The organism is Rhodovibrio sodomensis (assembly GCF_016583645.1).
Lineage (GTDB): Bacteria > Pseudomonadota > Alphaproteobacteria > Kiloniellales > Rhodovibrionaceae > Rhodovibrio > Rhodovibrio sodomensis.
In genome coordinates this window covers 1-20,429 of the sequence record NZ_NRRL01000020.1, presented here as the reverse complement: position 1 = coordinate 20,429, position 20,429 = coordinate 1, and the positions used below count along the sequence as shown (strand labels likewise).

General features: G+C 70.0%; 17 protein-coding genes. 10 read left to right on the top strand and 7 right to left on the bottom strand.

Annotated elements, in window-relative coordinates:
• The first annotated feature begins 8 nt into the window (after positions 1-8).
• The 3 genes from CKO28_RS09730 to CKO28_RS09720 all read left to right on the top strand — a co-directional run bounded on the left by CKO28_RS09730 (position 9) and on the right by CKO28_RS09720 (position 2,724).
• Positions 9-494, top strand: coding sequence for a hypothetical protein (locus CKO28_RS09730; protein ID WP_207168787.1), 486 nt, complete (start codon positions 9-11; stop codon positions 492-494).
• A gap of 182 nt (positions 495-676) precedes the next feature.
• Positions 677-1,750 carry a betaine--homocysteine S-methyltransferase gene (bmt, locus tag CKO28_RS09725; protein ID WP_200340547.1) on the top strand — a complete coding sequence of 358 codons (1,074 nt, stop codon included), beginning with the start codon at positions 677-679 and terminating at the stop codon, positions 1,748-1,750.
• Positions 1,751-2,109: 359 nt separating this feature from the next.
• On the top strand, positions 2,110-2,724 hold the full coding sequence (locus CKO28_RS09720) for a hypothetical protein (RefSeq protein WP_200340546.1): 615 nt from the start codon (positions 2,110-2,112) through the stop codon (positions 2,722-2,724).
• A gap of 36 nt (positions 2,725-2,760) precedes the next feature.
• Here the strand turns inward: CKO28_RS09720 and CKO28_RS09715 are convergent, their stop codons facing one another.
• Complete coding sequence (locus tag CKO28_RS09715; RefSeq protein ID WP_200340544.1) at positions 2,761-4,599, bottom strand: ABC transporter permease; 1,839 nt, start codon at positions 4,597-4,599, stop codon at positions 2,761-2,763.
• 384 nt (positions 4,600-4,983) lie between these two features.
• On the opposite strand from CKO28_RS09715, the gene CKO28_RS09710 reads away from it, so the two are divergent.
• The 5 genes from CKO28_RS09710 (at position 4,984) to CKO28_RS09690 (ending at position 11,044) form a co-directional block, all read left to right on the top strand.
• Positions 4,984-7,839: a hybrid sensor histidine kinase/response regulator gene (locus tag CKO28_RS09710; protein ID WP_200340542.1), complete on the top strand. Its 2,856-nt coding sequence runs from the start codon at positions 4,984-4,986 to the stop codon at positions 7,837-7,839.
• A 13-nt stretch (positions 7,840-7,852) separates the two neighbouring features.
• Positions 7,853-8,398, top strand: coding sequence for a chemotaxis protein CheW (locus tag CKO28_RS09705; RefSeq protein WP_200340540.1), 546 nt, complete (start codon positions 7,853-7,855; stop codon positions 8,396-8,398).
• A gap of 176 nt (positions 8,399-8,574) precedes the next feature.
• A complete protein-coding gene (locus CKO28_RS09700; RefSeq protein WP_200340538.1) occupies positions 8,575-8,940 on the top strand; it encodes a response regulator in 366 nt (121 codons plus the stop codon).
• 2 nt (positions 8,941-8,942) lie between these two features.
• A complete protein-coding gene (locus tag CKO28_RS09695) occupies positions 8,943-10,157 on the top strand; it encodes a protein-glutamate methylesterase/protein-glutamine glutaminase (protein WP_242480465.1) in 1,215 nt (404 codons plus the stop codon).
• Positions 10,154-11,044: a CheR family methyltransferase gene (locus CKO28_RS09690; protein WP_200340536.1), complete on the top strand. Its 891-nt coding sequence runs from the start codon at positions 10,154-10,156 to the stop codon at positions 11,042-11,044. Before CKO28_RS09695 ends, CKO28_RS09690 begins: the two co-directional genes overlap by 4 nt.
• A gap of 195 nt (positions 11,045-11,239) precedes the next feature.
• On the opposite strand, the gene ctrA is transcribed toward CKO28_RS09690, so the two are convergent.
• Positions 11,240-11,941 carry a response regulator transcription factor CtrA gene (gene ctrA / locus CKO28_RS09685; RefSeq protein ID WP_200340534.1) on the bottom strand — a complete coding sequence of 234 codons (702 nt, stop codon included), beginning with the start codon at positions 11,939-11,941 and terminating at the stop codon, positions 11,240-11,242.
• A 179-nt stretch (positions 11,942-12,120) separates the two neighbouring features.
• On the opposite strand from ctrA, the gene fliI reads away from it, so the two are divergent.
• On the top strand, positions 12,121-13,650 hold the full coding sequence (gene fliI / locus CKO28_RS09680) for a flagellar protein export ATPase FliI (RefSeq protein ID WP_437127621.1): 1,530 nt from the start codon (positions 12,121-12,123) through the stop codon (positions 13,648-13,650).
• Entirely contained in the window at positions 13,647-14,081 is a 435-nt protein-coding gene (locus CKO28_RS09675; protein WP_200340532.1) for a flagellar FliJ family protein, read from the top strand. The genes fliI and CKO28_RS09675 overlap by 4 nt, the downstream gene beginning before the upstream one ends.
• Before the next feature lie 80 nt (positions 14,082-14,161).
• Here CKO28_RS09675 and CKO28_RS09670 read toward each other — a convergent pair whose 3' ends face one another.
• The 5 genes from CKO28_RS09670 to CKO28_RS09650 form a co-directional block, all read right to left on the bottom strand.
• Entirely contained in the window at positions 14,162-15,670 is a 1,509-nt protein-coding gene (locus CKO28_RS09670; RefSeq protein ID WP_200340530.1) for a hypothetical protein, read from the bottom strand.
• Positions 15,671-15,689: 19 nt separating this feature from the next.
• Positions 15,690-16,436 (bottom strand): MinD/ParA family protein, encoded by a 747-nt coding sequence (locus tag CKO28_RS09665; protein ID WP_242480464.1) that lies wholly within the window; start codon positions 16,434-16,436, stop codon positions 15,690-15,692.
• Positions 16,437-16,618: 182 nt separating this feature from the next.
• The gene (locus tag CKO28_RS09660; protein ID WP_200340528.1) at positions 16,619-17,770 is read right to left on the bottom strand and encodes a flagellar biosynthesis protein FlhF; all 1,152 of its coding nucleotides are present in this window, start codon (positions 17,768-17,770) and stop codon (positions 16,619-16,621) included.
• Between the two features lie 85 nt (positions 17,771-17,855).
• The gene (gene flhA / locus CKO28_RS09655; protein WP_200340526.1) at positions 17,856-19,982 is read right to left on the bottom strand and encodes a flagellar biosynthesis protein FlhA; all 2,127 of its coding nucleotides are present in this window, start codon (positions 19,980-19,982) and stop codon (positions 17,856-17,858) included.
• An 87-nt stretch (positions 19,983-20,069) separates the two neighbouring features.
• The coding region (locus tag CKO28_RS09650) for a helix-turn-helix domain-containing protein (RefSeq protein WP_200340524.1) at positions 20,070-20,429 on the bottom strand (360 nt) is incomplete at its 5' end.

Sequence of the window (20,429 nt, the reverse complement as noted above, 5' to 3'; positions counted from 1 at the left end):
GTCCCGTCATGACCCGAAACGCACGCCAATACCCGACCGCCACCACTCGCGGCCTTGCAGCCGGCGTGGCGCTGCTCGCAGCCCTGTTCGCGTTGCCCGTGCGTGGCGAGGTCGAGGTCGACGGGACACTGGTTAAGATTACAAAGGCGGACTGCCTGCGGCTTGTCAAGCACCGCCCGGAGCCCGGGGTCGCCTACCAGCCGGGCGTCGATGTTGACGGCGATCCGGTCGCGGACGCCGACCTGTACGACCGGCCGCGGATCGAGCTGCCGGAACGCTTCCAGATCCCGATCGAGGTCGATCTGCCCGCGCGTTACGGGCTGCCGCCGGACGACAGCTTCAAGGGCGACGTCCAGATCGGCACGGTCGAGGTCGATGTCGACAGCGGCCGGGCGACCTTTAACGGCCAGCCGCTGACCAGCAGGGCCGAGGCGGCGCTGCGCATCCGCTGCCAGGGCGTGCTGTCCGACCGAGAGGATACCGCGGGCGAGTAGTCCGGCCGACATGCCGATCGGCGGCCAGGTCGGCCGAAATCGCGGCGCGCGCGGACAAGCCGGTGTCGCTCGCGGCGCCGCCCGCGTCTCGCCCACGCTCGTACTGTCGCCGGTGAGTACGATCACGTCCGCGCGCAGCGGTGCCGTCAGCCGGCGCCCGCGGCGGCGGTGGAAGGGCGCCCATGACCGACAAGCTCACCCGTCTTCTGGCGCAGCGCGGCACCCTGCTGGCTGACGGCGCGACCGGCACCAACCTGTTCGCGCTGGGCCTGCAGACCGGCGATTCGCCCGAACTGTGGAACGCCCAGCATCCCGACCGGGTGAAGCAGCACTACCGCAGCTTCGTCGACGCCGGTTCCGACATCATCCTGACCAACACCTTCGGCGGCACCGCGCGCCGGCTGATGCTGCACGGCGGGCAGGACCGGGTGCGCGAGCTGAACCGCCGGGCCGCCGAACTGGCGCACGCGGCGGTGGCTGAAAGCGGCCGGGAGGTCGTGGTCGCGGGCTCGATGGGCCCGACCGGCGACATCTTCCAGCCGCTGGGCTCGCTCGCCTACGAGGACGGCGTGGCCGCCTTCGCCGAGCAGGCGCGCGGCCTCGCCGAGGGCGGCGTGGACCTGCTCTGGATCGAGACGATCTCCAGCGTCGACGAGCTGAAGGCGGCGGTGGCGGGCGCCTCGGTCGCCGGGCTGCCGATCACGACCACGCTGTCGTTCGACACCAACGGCCGCACCATGATGGGCGTGACGCCGGACCAGCTCTCGACCCTGGTCCAGACGCTCGACCCCAGGCCGACCGCCTACGGCGCCAACTGCGGGGTCGGCGCCAGCGAACTGATCGTGGCGCTCAAGAACATGGGCGAGGTGGCGGCCAGCCGCGACGTGCTGATCGCCAAGTCGAACTGCGGCATTCCGCAGTGGTCGGGCGACCAGATCGTCTACTCCGGCACGCCGGAGCTGATGGCCGACTACACGCGCCTGGCGATCGACTGCGGCGCCCGGATCGTCGGCGGCTGCTGCGGCACCACGCCGGAGCACATCCGCACGATGCGCGAAGCCATGGACACCCACGCCCGCCGCCCCGCGCCCGACATCGAGACCATCGTCGCCCAACTGGGCGAAATCTCCACCGGCGCGCAGGACCAGGCGCAGCGCGGCCCCCTCGGCGACTTGCCGGAGAGCGAGGCCGCCTCCGCCAGCGGCAAGCGCCGCCGCGGCCGCCGGCGCGCGACCGGCGCGGCACCTGATTTCTAGGACACGACGCTGAAGGGTGGCACCACCTCTCAGCCAGATGTCTTGTACCAAGCAGGAATTCAGCGCCAATCTGGGCCTTTAGGGCAAGATGCTGAAAGGTGGAAAAAGCTTTCAGCTGAATGTAGCTCTAGACGGATCAACGCTGGGCTCGGGCCCTGCGAGGGCGCGGGCTGGCCGAACTTCTGCTTGATGCGGCGCCGCACCCGTCGCAACATATCCAGCGGAGCCGCGATTGCCCGGTTCCAGGCTGCGCCGCTTGCAGGAACATGGGCCTATCCGCGGCGGACTTCTCGAGGAAAAGCGGGAACTCCGCGCGGCGCGTTGCACACCGTAGCAGCGTAGCACCGGAGGACCGTCGCGTGCCCGAGATCGACAAGATCGGCGAACTCAACCAGACCTGGGGCATTTGCGGCTTCGCCAGCGCTCTCTACGCCCTGTACCAGGACACCGGCGACCGTAGCCGCCGGTCCCAGCTTGCCCGACGGGTGGAGACCGATACCAACCTGCTGGCCGAGATCAAGACGTTCCTGGTCACCCTGCACGCTGAAAACCAGACCGGGCTGCTCAACCAGATCGAGCAGTTCACGCGCAGCTTCCCGGGCTTTGGCCAATTCACCGTCAACGGCTATATCGCGAAGGTGAACAGCATCGGCGCGGCCGGGATCGGGCCGGTCGGCGACCTGAAGGCGGACGCGAAGTTCTCGATCGCGCTGCCCCCCGATGCGGTCGCGTTTTATCTCAAGCGGATGTGCGACTTCCCGAGGGCCCGGGTCGAGCCGCACATCGGCTCGCGCAAGAGCCGTCTGGTTGTCGGGGTGCGCAAGCGCGGCGGCAAGACAACGCCGTACGGCGGCTTGGTGCACTGGATGTACCAGTCGGGCGGCACCGTCTACTCCTGGGGGCGACAGTTCTCCAGCATCGCCAAGGCCGACCGGGATTACGTGGTCTGCTCCGAGGTCTCGCCCTACGGCTGAGCGACTTGCCGCCGCGCGACGTTCCGGGCGGGCCGCCTACTCCCCCGGCCGGGACTTCGCGATCGTCTTGGACAGCAGGATCACCGGCAGGATGCCCACCGCGACGATCGTGAGCGCGGGGGTGGAGGCTTCGGCCAGGCGTTCGTCGGCGGCGAGGTTGTAGGCCTGGACCGCCAGGGTGTCGAAATCGAACGGCCGCATCACCAGGGTCGCCGGCAGTTCCTTCATCACGTCGACGAACACCACCAGCCCGGCCGTCAGCATCGACGCCCACATCATCGGGGCGTGCACCCGGATCAGGGTGCACACCGGACCGTGGCCCAGTGTGCGCGCGGCGTCGTCCATGCTCGGCCGGATCCGGCCCAGGCTCGCCTCCATCGTGTTCAGGCTGACCGCCAGGAAGCGCACCAGGTAGGCGAACACGAGGGCTGCCATCGAGCCGGTCAGCAGCAGGCCGGTGGAGATCCCGAAGGTCTGGCGCATCCACAGGTCGAGCGCGTTGTCGAAGTTAGCGAACGGGATCAGCACGCCGATCGCGATCACCGTGCCGGGGATCGCGTAGCCCATCGACGCGACCCGGTTGGCGAGGTAGACGGCCCGGTTCGGCTGCAGGCGGACCGAATAGGTCATGATCATCGCCAGCGTGACCGCCAGGACGGCCGTCACGCTGGCGAGCGAGAAGGAGTTGAACGCGAGTTCGAGGAAGCGGGCGCCGAACTGGTCGTCGCCGCGCGAGATCGACATTTCGAGCAGGATCGCACCCGGCAGCAGGAAGCCGATCAGGATCGGGGTAAAGCACGCCAGCCAGGCGCCGAGCGCCTTGATCCCGGCGAGTTCGTAGCCGGGCAGGTTCTGATAGGTCGCGCTCGCGTTGTGATAGCGCGCGCGCCCGCGGCTGGTCCGCTCCACCAGCAGGACGACGAACACGAAGCACAGCAGCACCGCGGCCAGCTGGCTGGCCGCCACCCGGTCGCCGAACGCGGTCCAGGCGCGCACGATGCCGGTGGTGAAGGTCTGGACGCCGAAGTAGGAGACGGTGCCGAAGTCCGCCAGCGTCTCCATCAGCGCCAGCGACGTGCCGGCGATGATCGACGGGCGCGCCAGCGGCAGCGCCACCCGGAAGAACGAGCTCCAGCGCCCGCAGCCGAGCGTCCGGCTGACCTCCAGCGCGCACACCGATTGCTCCAGGAAGCAGGCGCGCGCCAGCAGGTAGACGTAGGGGTAGAGCACGAACGACAGCATCGCGATCGCGCCCGACAGCGAGCGGATCTCCGGGAACCAATACGCCCGCGGACCCCAGCCCATGACGTCGCGCAGCATCGTCTGCACCGGACCGGTGAACTGCAGGAAGTCGGTGTAGGTGTAGGCCATGACGTAGGCCGGCACGGCGAGCGGCAGGATGAGCGCCCATTCGAACACCCGGCGGCCCGGAAACCGGCACATCGTCACCAGCCAGGCCGTGCCCGCGCCGATCGTCGGCACGATCAGCCCAACACCGACGACCAGCCACAGCGTGTTGCGGATGTAGCGCGGCAGCACCGTGTCCGCGAGGTGGCCCCAGACGTCCGACTCCGGTCCGCCGATCAGACTGGCCGCGATCGTCAGGATCGGAATCGACAGCAAAAGGGCAATCAGGACGGCCAGCCAGGCGAGCGGCCCCGGCCGGCGGGCAAAGTGCCAGACCGGGCGCGCCTGCGCGCCGGCGGTCGCGGGCGACGGTGCCAGCCCGCCGCCCAGCCCGGTGCCGCCGGTGACCGACTGCTCGGCGAGGCCGGAGGCGCTCTGCGCCAGGCGCTCGCCGGTGCCGGGGTCGCCCGCACTGTCGCCGGGCGCGCGCCTGGGAGCGCCGCTGGCAGGGTAGGGGGTGTCGGTCATCGCGGCTGGTCTTGCGGAGGCCCGTCCGGTTGTCGGTGTCGTTTCCGGCGCGCCGAGCTTAGCGCGGCGGTCGTGAAAATGCGATGCGTTCTTAACAATCGCGGTGGGCCAGAAATGGCAAGCCGGCAGGGCCGGAACAAGATGTCGTGCCGGCCACGGCCGCCCGGGCGAGGCGATATGACGCGCCGGCACGCCGCATCGAGTTTTCAGCCCCCGCCGACGTCTGACGGCGGGGTCGAGCGTCCAGGCGAGGCAGGTGGAACCACCGGCCGCGCGAATAATGTTGCGAGTAACCGCCTTTTAAACAATTTCGGTCCACCCTCCGGCTCGAAATGACGCGTGCGCGGACAACGAAGCGCGCCAAACGACAGCCGTGGGGCAGACATGGACGATCTCCTAGGCGAATTCCTGACCGAGACTAACGAGGGTCTGCAGGTTCTGGACACCGAACTGGTCAAGCTGGAGCAGGATCCCTCGCCGGGTCTGCTGGATAACATCTTTCGGGTGATGCACACGATTAAGGGGACCTGCGGGTTCCTCGGCCTGCCGCGCCTGGAAGCGGTGGCGCACTCCGGCGAGACGGTGCTGGGCAAGATCCGCGACGGCGACCTGGTGGTCACCGCCACGCGCGTGTCGCTGATCCTGGAATGCCTGGACCGCATCCGGGAGATCCTGAGCGCCCTGGAGGAAAACGAGGCGGAGCCGGAAGGCGACGACAGCGCGTTGATCGCCAAGCTGGATGCGGTCTCGGAGATGGCGGACTACCCGGACGCGCCGGTCCCGGACGACGCGGTCGCTCCGGACCCCCAGGCCACCGACGCGGCCCCCGCGGCCGACGCGGAGCCCGAGCCGGCGGCCGAGCCGGTCGACGAGCTGGAAGAGATTTTCCGCAACGCCCCGGGTCCCGAGGATCTGCCGGACAGCGCCAAGCCGAAGGATGCTGGCGCGCCCGCGCCGGCCGCGGACGCCGGGAAGGCCGCCGCGTCCGAGCCCGCCGCGCCCGAGCTGGAGAGCGCCCCTGCGCCGAACGCCGGGGCGAAGGCCGACCCGCCGGCGGAGAGCAAGCCGGCCGACGCCAAGGCCGCCGACGCCAAGGCGGGCGACGGCAAGGCTGCCGGCAAGCCGGCGGAGCGCGAGGCCCCGCGCGAGTCCCAGGTCGCCAGTCAGTCGATCCGCGTGTCGGTCGACCTCTTGGAAAACCTGATGACCACCGTCTCGGAGCTGGTGCTGAACCGCAACCAGCTGCTGCAGATTCTGCGCAGCCAGCAGGAGAGCGAGTTCTCCGCGCCGCTGCAGCGTCTGAACCACGTCGTGTCGGAGCTGCAGGAAGGCGTCATGAAGACGCGCATGCAGCCGATCGGCAATGCCTGGTCGAAGCTGCCGCGAATCGTGCGCGACCTGTCGCAGGAGCTCGACAAGAAGATCGAGCTCAAGATGAAGGGCGAGGAGACCGAGCTCGACCGCCAGGTGCTGGAGCTGATCAAGGATCCGCTGACCCACATGGTCCGCAACTCCGCGGACCACGGCATCGAGACGACGGCCGACCGGGCGAAGAGCGGCAAGTCCGAGATCGGCACGATCGCGCTCAACGCCTACCACGAGGGTGGGCACATCATCATCGAGATCGGCGACGACGGCCGCGGCCTGAACGTCGAGAAGATCAAGCAAAAGGCGCTCAAGAACCAGATCACGACCGAGGCCGAGGTCAACCAGCTGACCGAACAGCAGGTCCAGCAGTTCATCTTCAAGGCCGGCTTCTCGACCGCCGACGCGGTCACGGCCGTGTCCGGCCGCGGCGTCGGCATGGACGTGGTGCGCACCAACATCGAGAAGATCGGCGGCACCATCGAGCTGTCCTCCAAGGAGGGCCTGGGCTCGAAGTTCACGGTCAAGATCCCGCTGACCCTGGCGATCGTCTCCGCGCTGATCGTGGAGTGCGCGGGCGAGCGCTTCGCCATTCCGCAGCTCGCGGTGCTGGAGCTGGTGCGTGCCAAGGGCGGCAGCGAAAACCAGATTGAGCGGATCAAGGAAACGCCGGTGCTGCGCCTGCGCGACCGGCTGCTGCCGCTCGTCAACCTGCGCGAGCTGTTGAAGCTGCAGGGCCACGGCAACAATGCCGGCACCGACGAGGCCGGCGAGGGCGACACCGACGGCTTCATCGTGGTCGCCCAGGTCGGGACCTACTCGTTCGGCATCATCGTCGACCGCGTGTTCGACACCGAGGAGATCGTGGTCAAGCCGGTCGCCCGGATCCTGCGCGACATCCCGCTGTTCTCCGGCAACACCATCCTGGGCGACGGTCGGGTGGTGATGATCCTGGATCCCAACGGCATCGCGTCGGCCTCCGGCGAGCTCACGCTGGTCGAGGGCGAGGATACGCTGGAAGACGCCCGTAAGCAGCGCGGCGACACCGAGGAAGAGGTCTCCATGCTGGTGTTCAACGCCGCCGGCAAGTCGCCCAAGGCGGTACCGCTGGCCCTGGTCGCGCGGCTGGAGGAGATCCCGGTCGACACCATCGAGGACTCCAACGGCCAGCGCGTGGTGCAGTACCGCGGCCAACTGATGCCGCTGATCACCATGCCGGGCGGCGAGATCGCCGACAGCGGCAACCAGCCGGTGCTGGTGTTCACCGACCGCGACCGTTCGATGGGCCTGGTGGTCGACGAGATCGTCGACATCGTCGAGGAGCGGATGAACATCGAGCTTCACGGCGACCGGCCGGGCTACCTGGGCAGTGCGGTGATCGCCGGCAAGGCGACCGATATCATCGACGCCGGCTATTACCTGACCCAGGCGTTCAGCGACTGGTTCGAGGCCGAGGGCGTGCGCGACGCGGGCGAGGGCGACGGCAAGCGCGTCCTGCTGGTCGACGACAGCCCGTTCTTCCGCAACCTCCTGGCCCCGCTGCTCGACATCGCCGGCTACGACGTCACCACCGCGGAAAGCGCGGACGCCGCGCTCGAGCTGTGCAACAGCGGGCACGAGTTCGACGTCATCGTCTCCGACATCGAGATGCCGGGCATGAACGGCTACGAGTTCGCCGCCGCGCTCCGCGAGCAGGGCAAGTGGGCCGACACCCCGCTGGTCGCGCTATCCTCGCATGCCACGCCGAGCGACCTGGAGCGCGGCCGGCGGGCCGGGTTCCGCGACTACGTCGCCAAGTTCGACCGCGAGACCCTGCTGGACTCCCTGAACCAGACGCTCGCCCACGGCGAAGAGCCGTTGCGCGGCGCGGCATGAGGACCTGACGACCATGGCGAACAAGACCAACGCGAAAGCCCGCACCAAGGGCAAGGATACCGCCAAGGCGGACGGCAAGGCCGACGGCCAGAACGGCAAGGCCGCCCGCCCCAGCGGCGACGCCACCGATTACGTCACCTTCGTGATCGCCGGGCAGCTGTTCGGCATCCCGGTCCTGAAGGTGCAGGACGTGCTGGCGGCCTGCGAGGTCACGCGCATCCCGCTGGCCCCGCCGGAGATCGCCGGCGCGCTGAACCTGCGCGGGCGGATCGTCACCGCGCTGGACGTCCGGCTGCGGCTGGGCCTGCCGCAGGCCAATGGCGCCGCGGAGCGGATGTCGATCGTGGTCGAACAGTCGGGCGAGCTGTACAGCCTGATGGTCGACGAGGTGGGTGAAGTGCTGTCGCTCGACCCGAAGGGCTTCCAGCGCAACCCGCCGACCCTGGACGCCCGCTTCCGGGAATACTCCAACGGCATTTTCCGGCTGAAGGAGCGGCTGTTGGTGGTGCTCGATGTCGACGGGCTGCTCGATTACGAGGGGACTAGCAAGGCGGCATGACGCGCCGCGTGCGCTAGAGCAAGAGGCTGCCAGGTGGCACCACCTTTCAGCTGAATCTTGCCTTCACAATAAGGCGCTAGAGCGAACCGCGGCCGACCGGCAGTTCGCTCAGGCATGAAGGCCGGCGAGCGCGAGGCCCGCGCCGATGCCGCTGGTGTTGGGAGTGGACAGGTTCCATGAAGTGCTGCCTGATCGTCGATGATTCCAAGGTCGTGCGCATGGTCGCGCGCAAGATACTCGAAGCGCTTCAGTTCGAGATCCTGGAGGCCGGCGACGGCCAGCAGGCGATGCAAGCCTGCGAGCAGACCATGCCGGACGCGATCCTGCTGGACTGGAACATGCCGGTGATGAACGGCATCGATTTCCTGCGCCAGCTGCGCCAGCACGCCGGCGGCGACCGGCCGGTGGTGATCTTCTGCACCACCGAGAACGACATGGCGCACATCCAGGAAGCCCTGGGGGCCGGCGCCAACGAGTACATCATGAAGCCATTCGACAGCGACATCCTGGAGTCGAAGTTCGCCCAGGTGGGGCTGTTATAGACATGCCCCTGAACACAGCGTCCGGCGGCAGCGCGGCCGGCCGATCGGCAACCCGCGGCCCGGCCGGCGACGGCGACCCGTTCCGCGTCATGGTCGTCGACGACTCCGCCGTCGTGCGCGGCCTGGTCACCCGCTTCCTGCAGGAAGACCCGGACCTCACCGTCGCCGCGTCCTGCGGCAACGGCCAGCGCGCGGTGGAAGAGCTGAAGCGCGCGCCGGTCGACGTGATCGTGCTCGACATCGAAATGCCGGTGATGGACGGCCTGACGGCCCTGCCCAAGCTGCTCGACGTGCAGCCGGGGGTTCAGATCGTCATGGCCTCGACCCTGACGCGCTCCAACGCCGACGTCTCGCTGAAGGCGATGGCGGCGGGCGCGGCGGACTATCTCGCCAAGCCGTCGTCCACCGGCGGCATGCACGGCACCGGCACCTACCAGCAGGAACTGCGCAGCAAGGTCAAAGCGCTGGCCCAGCAGCACCGGCGCACCCGCGGCGGCAAGTCGCTGGGACCGGTCCGCCCGCCGGCGCAAGGCAGCGCCAAGCCGGCGGCCGCGCCGGCGCGCCCGACCGGCGCGGCCGCGGTCGCCGCGCCCGCCGGCGACGGGGAGATCAAGCTGCGGCCGATGCCGACCGTGCGGCCGGAAGCGCTGGCGATCGGGTCGTCCACCGGCGGGCCGCAGGCGCTGTTCAAGTTCCTAAGCGGTCTTGGCCGGATCGCCCAGCCGGTGCTGATCACCCAGCACATGCCGGCGACCTTCACCGCGCTGCTGGCCGACCACATCGGCCGGCAGACCAAGCTGACCTGTTCGGAAGGACGGGACGGCGATCCACTGGTCGGCGGCCACGTCTACATCGCCCCCGGCGGCAAGCACATGACGGTGGAAAAGGACGCGGGCGGCAAGGTCCGAATCAAGCTGGACGACGGCCCGCCGGAGAACTTCTGCAAGCCGTCGGTGGATCCCATGCTGCGCAGCCTGTCGCGGGTATACGGCGGGCGGCTGCTGACCGTGATCCTGACCGGCATGGGCAGCGACGGGCTCAAGGGCTCGGAGGTCACCGTCAAGGCCGGCGCCCACGTGCTGGCCCAGGACGAGGCGACGTCGGTCGTGTGGGGGATGCCCCGGGCGGTGGCGAAGGCGGGTCTGTGCTCGGCCGTGCTGCCGCTCGAGGAACTCGCGACCGCGGTCCAAAAACTGATCGTGAGGAACGCGGCATGACCCCCGACGACTTTCAGAAACTGGCGACGCTGTTGAAAAGCCAGTCCGGGCTCGTCCTTGGCCCCGACAAGTCGTATCTGGCGGAAAGCCGGCTGACGCCGGTGGCCCGCAACTGGGGGTTCCCGGACGCCAAGGCCCTGATCCGCGCGCTGGTGCGCCGCGAGGGCAAGGGCGGCGACTCCAAGCTGCTGCTCGAGGTGGTCGAGGCGATGACCACCAACGAGTCCTTCTTCTTCCGCGATCAGCGCCCGTTCGACCAGCTGCGCGACGTGATCCTGCCCTCGCTGCTGACATCCCGCGGCACCAACAAGCGCCTGCGCATCTGGTCGGCCGCCTGCTCCAGCGGGCAGGAGCCGTACTCGATCGCGATGATCCTGAACGACATGCAGCACAAGCTGCGCGACTGGCGCATCGAGATCATCGCGACCGACCTGTCGCGGCCGATCCTGCACCGCGCGACCGAGGGCCGCTACACCCAGTTCGAGGTGCAGCGCGGCCTGCCGGTCACCCTGCTCGCCAAGTACTTCACCCAGGACGGCGACCAGTGGCGGATCAGCGAGCAGCTGCGCCGCATGGTCACCTTCAAGGTGCACAACCTGCTGGACGGACCGGGCACACTGGGGCGCTTCGATATCGTTTATTGCCGCAACGTGCTGATCTATTTCGATCAGGCGACCAAGGGCAAGGTGCTGGAAGGCATCGCCGCCAACCTGGCGGACGACGGCTTCCTGACCCTGGGCGGGGCGGAGACCGTGCTGGGCGTGACCGACAAGTTCAAGATGGTCGACGGCCAGCGCGGCCTGTACGCCCGCGCCGACGGCACCGCCACCGCCCTGAAGGGGGCGCCCGGCGCCGCCGGCCAGACCGGCCGGGTGGGCGCGGCGTAACCCCGGCTATCGCTGGGGGCTGTCGGGTGGGGTCGCCGTGCCTGCGGCACGCCCCCAGGCGGCTTGGCGCCAAACCGGCGGGTTGCCGGGCGAACCCGCCCACCCGCTGCCCGGAACACGCAAATGAAAAGGGCGGACGCCGATGACCGGCGTCCGCCCTAACCATGTTCGCTAACCCTGAGGCGTGAGCTCGGCTTACGCCTTCACCTTCTCGCCGGCCATCTCGGCATCGCGCAGCATGTAGCCGCGGCCCCAGACGGTTTCGATGTAGTTCTCGCCGCCGGTGGCGTTGGCGAGCTTCTTGCGCAGCTTGCAGACGAACACGTCGATGATCTTCAGCTCCGGCTCGTCCATCCCGCCGTAGAGATGGTTCAGGAACATCTCCTTGGTCAGGGTGGTGCCCTTGCGGAGCGAGAGCAGCTCCAGGATGCCGTATTCCTTGCCGGTCAGGTGCAGCGGTTGGCCTTCGACCTCGACCGTGCGGGCATCCAGATTCACCGCGATCTTGCCGGTGCGGATGATGCTCTCGCTGTGGCCCTTGGAGCGGCGCACGATCGCCTGGATCCGGGCCACCAGCTCGCGCTTGTCGAACGGCTTGGTCAGATAGTCGTCGGCGCCGAAGCCCAGGCCCTTCAACTTGTCGTCCAGACCCGACAAACCGGACAGGATCAGGATCGGCGTATCGATCTTGGCGGCGCGCATCCGGCGCAGCACCTCGTAGCCGTCGATGTCGGGCAGCATCAGGTCGAGGATGATGATGTCGTAATCGTACAGCTTGCCGATCTCCAGCCCATCCTCCCCCATATCGGTGGTATCGCAGATGTAGCCTTCCGACTTGAGCATCGTTTCGATGCTCTGCGCCATGGCGCTGTCGTCTTCTACGAGGAGGACGCGCATCTGGTTGGGTCTCCGGAGTGTCGCGGTGTCTTCAGGGTATCGTTGTTAACCAATATGGGAAAGCTTCATTAACGAGCGGTAAACGGGCGCGCTTTACGGATGTTTAAAACCGCGGGGCTGATACTCCCTCCTGCTGACCTGCCCTACCTGTTCCCGCCAGCCAAGCGAGCGCCGCATCCGTGACCAGCCCGACCGCCTTGAAAACCTTCCTGGACGACCTCGAGCGGCTGCCGTCGGAACGGCTGTACGGCCGGGTGGCGAGTGTGCTCGGCATGCTCGTGGAAGTCACCGGTCTGGAGGGCGTGTTGTCGGTCGGCGGGCGCTGCGACGTTTTGGCGCGGGGCGGCCGGCGGGTCCCGTGCGAGGTCGTCGGCTTCCGCGACAAGCGGGCGCTGCTGCTGCCGTTCGGCTCGGTCGAGGGGATCGCGCTCGGCTGCAAGGCGGAACTGGCGGTGGCGCAGCCGCGGGTGCGTCCGGACCCGGCATGGCTGGGCCGCGTGGTCAACGCGCTGGGCCAGCCGATCGACGGCAAGGGGCCGCTGCCCCAGGGCCGCGAAGCCTATCCCCTGCGCGCCGCGCCGCCGCCGGCGCACTCGCGCAAGCGGGTCGGCGATAAGATCGACCTTGGCGTGCGCGCGCTCAACACCTTCCAGACCTGCTGCCGCGGCCAGCGCATGGGCATCTTCGCCGGCTCCGGCGTGGGCAAGTCGGTGCTGCTGTCGATGCTGGCGCGCTATACCGCCAGCGACGTCAATGTGATCGGCCTGATCGGCGAGCGCGGGCGCGAGGTGCAGGAGTGGCTGGAGGACGAACTGGGTCCCGAAGGTTTGGCGCGCTCGATCGTCGTGGTCGCGACCAGCGACGAACCGCCGCCGATGCGTCGGCAGGCGGTCTACCTGACCATGGCGCTCGCCGAATATTTCCGCGACCACGGCAGCGACGTGCTCTGCCTGATCGATTCGATCACCCGCTTCGCCATGGCGCTGCGCGAGATCGGCCTCGCGGCGGGCGAGCCGCCGGCCGCCAAGGGCTATACGCCCAGCGTGTTCGGCGAACTGCCGCAGGTGCTGGAGCGCGCCGGGCCGGGGGTGGACCGCGGCTCGATCACCGGGCTGTTCACCGTGCTGGTGGAGGGCGACGACCACAACGAGCCGATCGCGGACGCGGTGCGCGGCATCCTGGACGGGCACATCGTGCTCGACCGCAAGATCGCCGAGCGCGGACGCTATCCCGCGATCAACACGCTGCGGTCGATCTCGCGCACCATGCCCGGCTGCAACAGCCAGGCCGAGACCGAGCTGGTAACCCGCGCGCGGCGGCTGCTCGGCACCTACGAAGACATGGGCGAGCTGATCCGGATCGGGGCCTACAAGCACGGCTCCGACGCCAAGGTCGACGAGGCGATCAAGTACGTCCCCGACATCGAGGCGTTCCTGACCCAGGACAAGCAGGAGCGCGCCGACCTGGAAAGCGGCTACGCGGCGCTCGCGCGCGTGCTCGGGGTCGATTGGACGGCAGCCGGGCCAACGGCCGCGGGCGCGGGACAGGGCCCCGCCGCCGGGGCGCGGGAGGAGGACGCCCCGGGCGAACCGGCGCGGCCGACCACGGCGGCCGGCAAGCCGATCCCGCCAAAGAACGATCTGCGCCGGGCGCGCCGGCAGCAGAAGGCGGCCGCCCAGGCCGGCGCGGCCAGCGGTGACGGGGCATGAGCGCGCTCGACAACCTGGTCCGGATCAGCCGCTGGCACCTGGACGAGGCGCGGCAGAGGCTGGGCGACCTGGAGCGGCTGGAAGCGCGCCTGCAGGACGACATCGGCCGGCTCGACGCCAACCTGAAAGCCGAGCAGACAGCCGCCCGGGAAACCGAGATCGCCCGCGCGGCCTACCCGGCCTACGCGGAGGCGCAGAAGCTCCGGCGCCAGCGCCTGGAACGCTCGATCGACGACGTTCGAGGGCAAATCGCCGAAGCCCGCGAGGCCGTCGCGGAGGCGTACCGGGAAGCCAAGAAATACGAACTCGCCCGCGACAACGAACGCGCCCGCGCCCAGGCCAAGCGCGACCGCGCCGAGGCCGCCCAAATGGACGAAATGGGCCTGCAGCTGCACCGCCGGAAGCAGGGCGCGGGCGGCAACGGCGGGTAGGCTGGCGTGGAACACCGCTGTGCGGTTTTCAGAGCCGCGGCGTGGCGCTGCCGATCGCTGCCGCTACTGCCAGGCGTGCTTTACGCACGCAAACCGGTGTGCTCATCCGTCGCGTCGATCTCGATGAAGTGCCAACTGCCGCTCGCCTCGAAGCGTAGGTCGCCGTAGAGGCCGTGCGCGGCGACCTGCTCGTCGAAGATCCGCGTGACCTCGCGTTCGATGCCGGCTGGAAGCGGGGTGCGGCTTCGCAGAACCGCGTCCAGACGCTCCGGGCGCGCCAGCCCGTCCAGCTGCAACTCGCCCAGCTCGGAGAGCGTGAGTTCGACGACGAACCGGCCGGGCGGGCGACGGTCGGGCGGGGCGGTCGCATCGTCGCCGTCGTGCTTGCGCAGAAAGAAGCGGATCTGCTGGACGTCGCCGTCGCCGATCACCGGCAGGGCGAACAGACGCCAGTCGCCGCCGGCGTCCTGGGCGAGACGGCTGAGCTGACCGAAGTCGGCCTTGAGCCGGCCGGCGAGGTCGCCGCGCCCGGCACGTTCCAGCGTGCGCAGCGGCTCCGCGCCCAGCCAGCGGCCGATGTCGCCGCCCTTGAATGCACTCATCAGGAATAACAGGCCGGCGCCCAGCGTCGGGCCCGCGCGCGGCACCGCCTGCGCGATCGGGTTGCCGGGCGCGCTCAGGAGCTGCGGCAGGTCGACGTGCGCGGCCGGCACGCCGGGGCGCTGCACAGCCGCCATCGCGTCCTGCAGCGCCGGCCAGGCACGGCTCAAGGCCGGGGCGGCCAGCGGCGCGCCGGGCGCGCCCGCGGTTGCGGGCGAGCGGTTCGGTCGCGCGACTTCAAGCGTCATCAGGGTGCCGGCCGGCGGCGGTGTGGCCAGCGGCAATCGCAGCGTGCCCAGCGGGGTGCGCAGCAGTACCCCGCCACCGCCGTCGGGCGCGACCACGCGGCCCGAGACGATCATCGGCCGGGCGATGCCGTCCCCGCCCGAGACCCGGCTGGCCGACCCCGAGGCCGGACCGTCGGGCGCCTGCACGCGCAGCAACCGGACATCCAGCGTGTCGCCGGCCCGCAGGCGCGGCAGGCTGGTGCCGTTGCCGTCGACCGTGGGCGCGCTGGCGGGTGTCGCGGCCAGGCTCGCGCGCAGCGGCGTGCCGCTGGATAGCCGGTCGCCGCTTCCGCTGGCGGGTGCGGTCGTCTGACCCGGCAGCGCGGGCGGGCCCGCGGACCTGGCGAACGCCGGGGACGCCGGCGCGGCCGGCTGTCCAGCGGTCTGCGGGGTCCCGGCCTGCGCCGGCCGGACGGACAGGATGTACGCCTGCATCTGCGCGCCCGCCGGGCGGAGCTGCAGCGTGACCGTGGATCCGATCGGCGGATTGGTCTGGGTCGCCAGGGTCAGCATGCCGTTGGCGGTGCGCAGCATCAGGTGACCCTGCGCGTCCCGCCCGGCGGAGACTGCCGTGATGATCGTGCCCGAGACGGCCGCGCGCAGGCCCGCCGGGGCTTCCCGGACCGCGCTCGCCTGGGTGGCCGGACCGGCGGTCGCGCTCGTGTTCGGCAGGCCGGTCGGGCGCGGCGGTTCGATTGTCACGGGCGCGCGCCTTCGCCCACTAGCCCAGCAGCTGCTGGGCGAGCCGGGTCACGTCGACCGCGGCCTGGCAGTTCGGGGAGCGGGTGAGCAGCGGCTTCTGCGCCCGGATCGCCTCGCGCACCCGGGTGTCGCGCCGGATCACGCCGGCCAGCGGCGGATTGAACCCGAGAAAGCTCTCGCACGCCTTGCGCAGGGTGGTGTGCGTCCGCTCCCCCTCGCGCTGGCTGGCGGCCATGTTGACCACGACCCGGAGGTCCGCGTCGGGGCGATGCTGGCGGATCACCTTGATATAGGCATACGCGTCGGTCAGCGCGGTCGGCTCGTCGGTCGTGACCACCAGGCTGACCCCGGCATAGCTGGCCAAGGTTCGCACGGTGGCGTCGATCCCCGCGCCCAGGTCCATGACCACCCGATCGTAGGTCCCCGCCAGACGGACGACGCTGCGGCCCAGGCCGTCCAGCTGGCCGGCCGACAGGGCGGCCAGCCCGCCGGACCCGGACCGGCCGGCGGCGACATGGAAACCGGTCGCCTCGACCGGCAGCAACACGTCGTCGAGCGATTCCTGCCCGGCGAGCGCCCGGCTCAGGTCCGCCGCCGGGTTCAGGCCGAGCTGCACGTCGACGTTGGCGAGCCCGAGGTCGCCATCGAACAGCAGGGCCTTCTGCCCGGCGGTGCTCAGCGCCTGCGTCAGCGTGATGGCGAGCCAGGTCTTGCCCACACCCCCCTTGCCGGAGGCGACGGCGATCACGTTCAACGGGGCTGGCATGCGGGCGGCACCTTCAGGCGGGCGTCGGCGGGCCGGGATAGCGGCGGCCGTCGGCTTCGGGGCAAGTGGCGTGGGCATTGAGCGCGGGTTGGGGGTCTTGCGCGGGTCGTCGGGGGAACCGGAAACAGGCGCGGCCGGGGTGCGCGCGCGTGGGCCGCCGGGGTCCGGCGACACCGGGGCGGTCATCGCTGGCCTCCGGTGCCGGTCAGGGCGCCTTCGCCGGCGCGGGAGCCGGCGCGGGAGCCGGCGCTGGAGCCGGCGCTGGAGAAGGCGTGGGTCCGCATCCCGCTGCCGGGATCGGCCCCAGGGTCGGTGCCGGCGGCGGTTCCGGGATCGGTGTTGGGGGCGTGTTCGGGATCGGCGCCCGGATCGGCGCCCGGCGGTGGGCCGGCGTCGTCGTCCGGGTCGGCTGGTAGTACCAGCCGGGCCATTTGCATCGGGTTAAGAGCGCGCAGGCCGCCGCCGATCGCGGCCGAAACGCCCGCGCCCATCAGGCTCAGGCGGCCGGCATGCGCGGCGCTCAACAGCCCGCCCAGGCGGCGGGTGGCGTCCAGCTTGGTGGTGATCAGGTGGCGGGCGCCGACCTCGGCATAGGTGATCGCGACCTCCGCGCTTTCCAGCGGATCGCCGCCGGCTGGGAGCACCAGCACGCCGTCGGCCCCGGCCGCGTAAATCCAGTCGCGCGTCTCGCGCAGGGCGTCGACGTCGTAGGGGGAGGCGCCCAGCGTGTCGATGATCACCAGGTGATCCTCGGCACAGCCGCCGACCGCGTGGGCCAGGCTGTCGGCGTCGCGCGCCTGGCGCAGTTCCGCGCCCAGGGCGTCGGCGAACGCCTGCACCTGCGCCAGGCCGCCGGCCTTGCCCAGGTCCATCGTGATCAGGGTCGCCGGGTTGCCGCGCACCCGCGCCAGCGCGGCCAGCTTGGCTGCGGTGGCGGTCTTGCCGGCGCCCGGCGGGCCGATCAGCAGCAGCGGCTTGGCGGTCGGGCCGGCGGGCGGGGCGCCGAAGCTGAACACCGCATCCAGCCCACCGGCCAGGGCCAGGTGGGGGGTGTCCGCCTCGACCGCGCCGGCGGCCGCCATCAGCCGGTCCGTCAAACCGATCGGCAGGCCGTGGTAATCGAACGCGGCGGACAGGGCGTTGAAAGCGTCCAGGCCGCCTTCGCCGGTGAACGCCCCGGTGCTCTCGCCGTTTTGCTCCAGCGCGGCGACGACGCGTACCCCGCCGTTCTCCAGGTTCTGCTGTTCCAGGATCACGGCCTCCGGGCCCAGGCGTTCGCGCACCCGCGCCATGGCGTCGGGCAGGGACTTGGCGGTGAAGGTCTTCAGGCGCATGCGGGCGGTGTCCGGGTCTGGATGGACGAAGCGTCGGGGCGCCGGCTATCGGGCGCGGTTGATGGGGCGCGGGCCGGCCGTGGCATCAGATCTGCCCCAGCGTCTTGATGCGGGCCTTGGGGTGGATCTCGTTCTGCGACAGGACCGCCGTCTGCGGCCGGAAGCGCTCGACGATCGAGCGGACATAGGCGCGGATGCCGGGACTGGTCAGCAGCACCGGCAGCTCGCCCATCATCGCCTGGCGCTCGAAGGTCTGGCGAACCTGGTTGATGAACTCCTGCAGCTGCGAGGGCGCCATCGACAGCTGCTTGTCCTCGCCGTCGCCGACCAGGGACTCGGCGAACGCCTGCTCCCACTGCGGGGTCAGGGTGACGATCGGGATGTAGCCCGCCTCGCCGGTGTGCTCGTTGCAGATCTGCCGGCCCAGGCGGCTGCGCACGTGTTCGGTGATCGCGGTGATGTTGCGGGTGTAGCCGCAGGCCTCCGAGATCGCTTCCAGGATGGTCGGCAGGTCGCGGATCGACACCCGCTCGGTCAGCAGGTTCTGCAGCACCCGCTGCACGTTACCCAGCGTGATCTGGCTGGGGATCAGGTCGGCGACCAGTTTCTGGTGGTCTTTGGCCAGCTCGTCGAGCAGCTTCTGCGTCTCCGCGTAGGACAGCAGTTCGGCCATGTTGTCCTTGATGATCTCGGTCAGGTGCGTGGTGATCACGGTCGGCGGATCGACCACGGTGTAGCCGCGGAACAGCGCCTCCTCGCGCTGGCTCTCGCTGACCCACATCGCCGGCAGGCCGAAGGTCGGCTCGGTCGTCGCCTCGCCGGTCAGCGGGATCTTCTCGCCGCGCGGGTCCATCACCAGCAGCATGTTCGGGCGCAGGTCGCCGCGGCCGGCCTCGATCTCCTTGATCCGCAGGACGTAGGTGTTGGCGGGCAGCTGCAGGTTGTCCTGGATGCGCACGCTGGGCAGGACGAAGCCCATCTCCTGGGCCAGCTGACGGCGCAGCGACTTGATCTGGTCGGTCAGGCGCGCCCCGCCTTCCTTGTTGATCAGCGCCAACAGACCGTAGCCGAGCTCCAGGCGCGCCTCGTCGATCGCCAGCGTGTCGCCGATCGGCTGCTCCTTCGGCTGCGCGGCCTCCTGGGTCTCGGCGGCCTGGCTCGCCTGCTGCTGCACCTCGGCGACCCGCTGGCGCTTGAACGCGTGGTAGGCGAGAGCGCCGGTCACGGCCGACAGGATCATGAACGGCAGGACCGGCATGCCCGGCAGCAGCGCCAGGCAGAAGGTCAGGAAGGACGCCAGCGCCATCGCCCGCGGGTAGTGGCTGAGCTGGCCGAACAGCGCCTTGTCGGTGGAGCCCTTGTCGGCGGACTTGGACACCAGCAGGCCGGCCGCGACCGAGACGATCAGCGCCGGGATCTGGCTGACCAGGCCGTCGCCCACGGTCAGCAGGGTGTAGCTCTGCGCCGCCTGCGCGAACGTCAGGTCCATCTGGGCGACGCCGATGATGATGCCGCCGATGACGTTGATGAAGGTGATCATCAGGCCGGCGATCGCGTCGCCGCGGACGAACTTCGCGGCACCGTCCATCGAGCCGAAGAAGTTGCTCTCGTCCTCGATCTCCTTGCGGCGGTGTTTGGCCTCCTGCTCGTCGATCAGCCCGGATGACAGGTCGGCGTCGATCGCCATCTGCTTGCCGGGCATGGAATCCAGGCTGAACCGGGCGGTTACCTCGGCGATCCGGCCCGAGCCCTTGGTGATCACGATGAAGTTCACGATGATCAGGATGGCGAAGACGATGATGCCGATGACGAAGTTGCCCGACATCACGAAGCCGCCGAACGCCTGGATCACCTGACCGGCGGCGTCGGTGCCCTCATGCCCGTTGGCCAGGATCAGCCGGGTCGAGGCGAGGTTGAGCGACAAGCGCAGCATGGTCGCGATCAGCAGCACCGTCGGGAAGGTGCTGAATTCCAGCGCCCGGTTGATGAACAGCACGGTCATCAGCACCAGCACCGACAGCGTCATCGACAGCGCCAGCGCGATGTCGAGCAGCCACGCCGGCATCGGCATGATCAGGACCACCAGGATCGCCACCACGCCCAGCGCGAGCGCCGTGTCGCCGCGCTTCAGCGCCTGACCCAGCCGGCGCGGATCGAGCCATCCGCCGATCCCGCCCGCCGCCTGGTTCTGCCCGCCCGAGGTTTCCGCCATGTCGTGTTCTAGATCCCGCCAGCTTGGTTAACGGGCGCGCCCGCGCGGCGCGGGCCGCTTCCGGGTGCGCCCAGGACGCCCGTCGTGTTACGCGTGCGCGCGATCGCTCGCGCTCGGCGCCGGCACCTGGACGCCCTCGTCCATGTAGGCACGCAGCTTGTTGCGCAGGGTGCGGATGGAAATGCCCAGGATGTTGGCGGCGTGGGTGCGGTTGCCGAGCGTGTGCTCCAGCGTGTCCAGGATCAGCTCGCGCTCGACCTCCGCCACGGTCCGGCCGACCAGGCCGGCGGTCGCGTGCCCGTTGGGGTCGGCCGGCGCCGCGGGTGGCGTGGCGGCCGGCCGCGGCTGGCGCTGGGCGTAGGCGCCGTAAGCCGCGGCATGGGCGTACTGTTGGCTCTGCCCGGGGAAGCTGCCGGCGGCGGCGTCGGGCTGCGGCTGGGCCGAATG

What these genes read in the sequence shown, in the direction of transcription:
- ctrA (WP_200340534.1), bottom strand. Translation starts at nt 11,941, where the DNA reads ATGCGCGTCCTCCTCGTAGAAGACGACAGCGCCATGGCGCAGAGCATC.
- CKO28_RS09700 (WP_200340538.1), top strand. Translation starts at nt 8,575, where the DNA reads ATGAAGTGCTGCCTGATCGTCGATGATTCCAAGGTCGTGCGCATGGTC.
- CKO28_RS09675 (WP_200340532.1), top strand. Translation starts at nt 13,647, where the DNA reads ATGAGCGCGCTCGACAACCTGGTCCGGATCAGCCGCTGGCACCTGGAC.
- CKO28_RS09705 (WP_200340540.1), top strand. Translation starts at nt 7,853, where the DNA reads ATGGCGAACAAGACCAACGCGAAAGCCCGCACCAAGGGCAAGGATACC.
- CKO28_RS09730 (WP_207168787.1), top strand. Translation starts at nt 9, where the DNA reads ATGACCCGAAACGCACGCCAATACCCGACCGCCACCACTCGCGGCCTT.
- CKO28_RS09690 (WP_200340536.1), top strand. Translation starts at nt 10,154, where the DNA reads ATGACCCCCGACGACTTTCAGAAACTGGCGACGCTGTTGAAAAGCCAG.
- CKO28_RS09665 (WP_242480464.1), bottom strand. Translation starts at nt 16,436, where the DNA reads ATGCCAGCCCCGTTGAACGTGATCGCCGTCGCCTCCGGCAAGGGGGGT.
- CKO28_RS09660 (WP_200340528.1), bottom strand. Translation starts at nt 17,770, where the DNA reads ATGCGCCTGAAGACCTTCACCGCCAAGTCCCTGCCCGACGCCATGGCG.
- CKO28_RS09710 (WP_200340542.1), top strand. Translation starts at nt 4,984, where the DNA reads ATGGACGATCTCCTAGGCGAATTCCTGACCGAGACTAACGAGGGTCTG.
- flhA (WP_200340526.1), bottom strand. Translation starts at nt 19,982, where the DNA reads ATGGCGGAAACCTCGGGCGGGCAGAACCAGGCGGCGGGCGGGATCGGC.
- CKO28_RS09695 (WP_242480465.1), top strand. Translation starts at nt 8,943, where the DNA reads ATGCCCCTGAACACAGCGTCCGGCGGCAGCGCGGCCGGCCGATCGGCA.
- CKO28_RS09715 (WP_200340544.1), bottom strand. Translation starts at nt 4,599, where the DNA reads ATGACCGACACCCCCTACCCTGCCAGCGGCGCTCCCAGGCGCGCGCCC.
- bmt (WP_200340547.1), top strand. Translation starts at nt 677, where the DNA reads ATGACCGACAAGCTCACCCGTCTTCTGGCGCAGCGCGGCACCCTGCTG.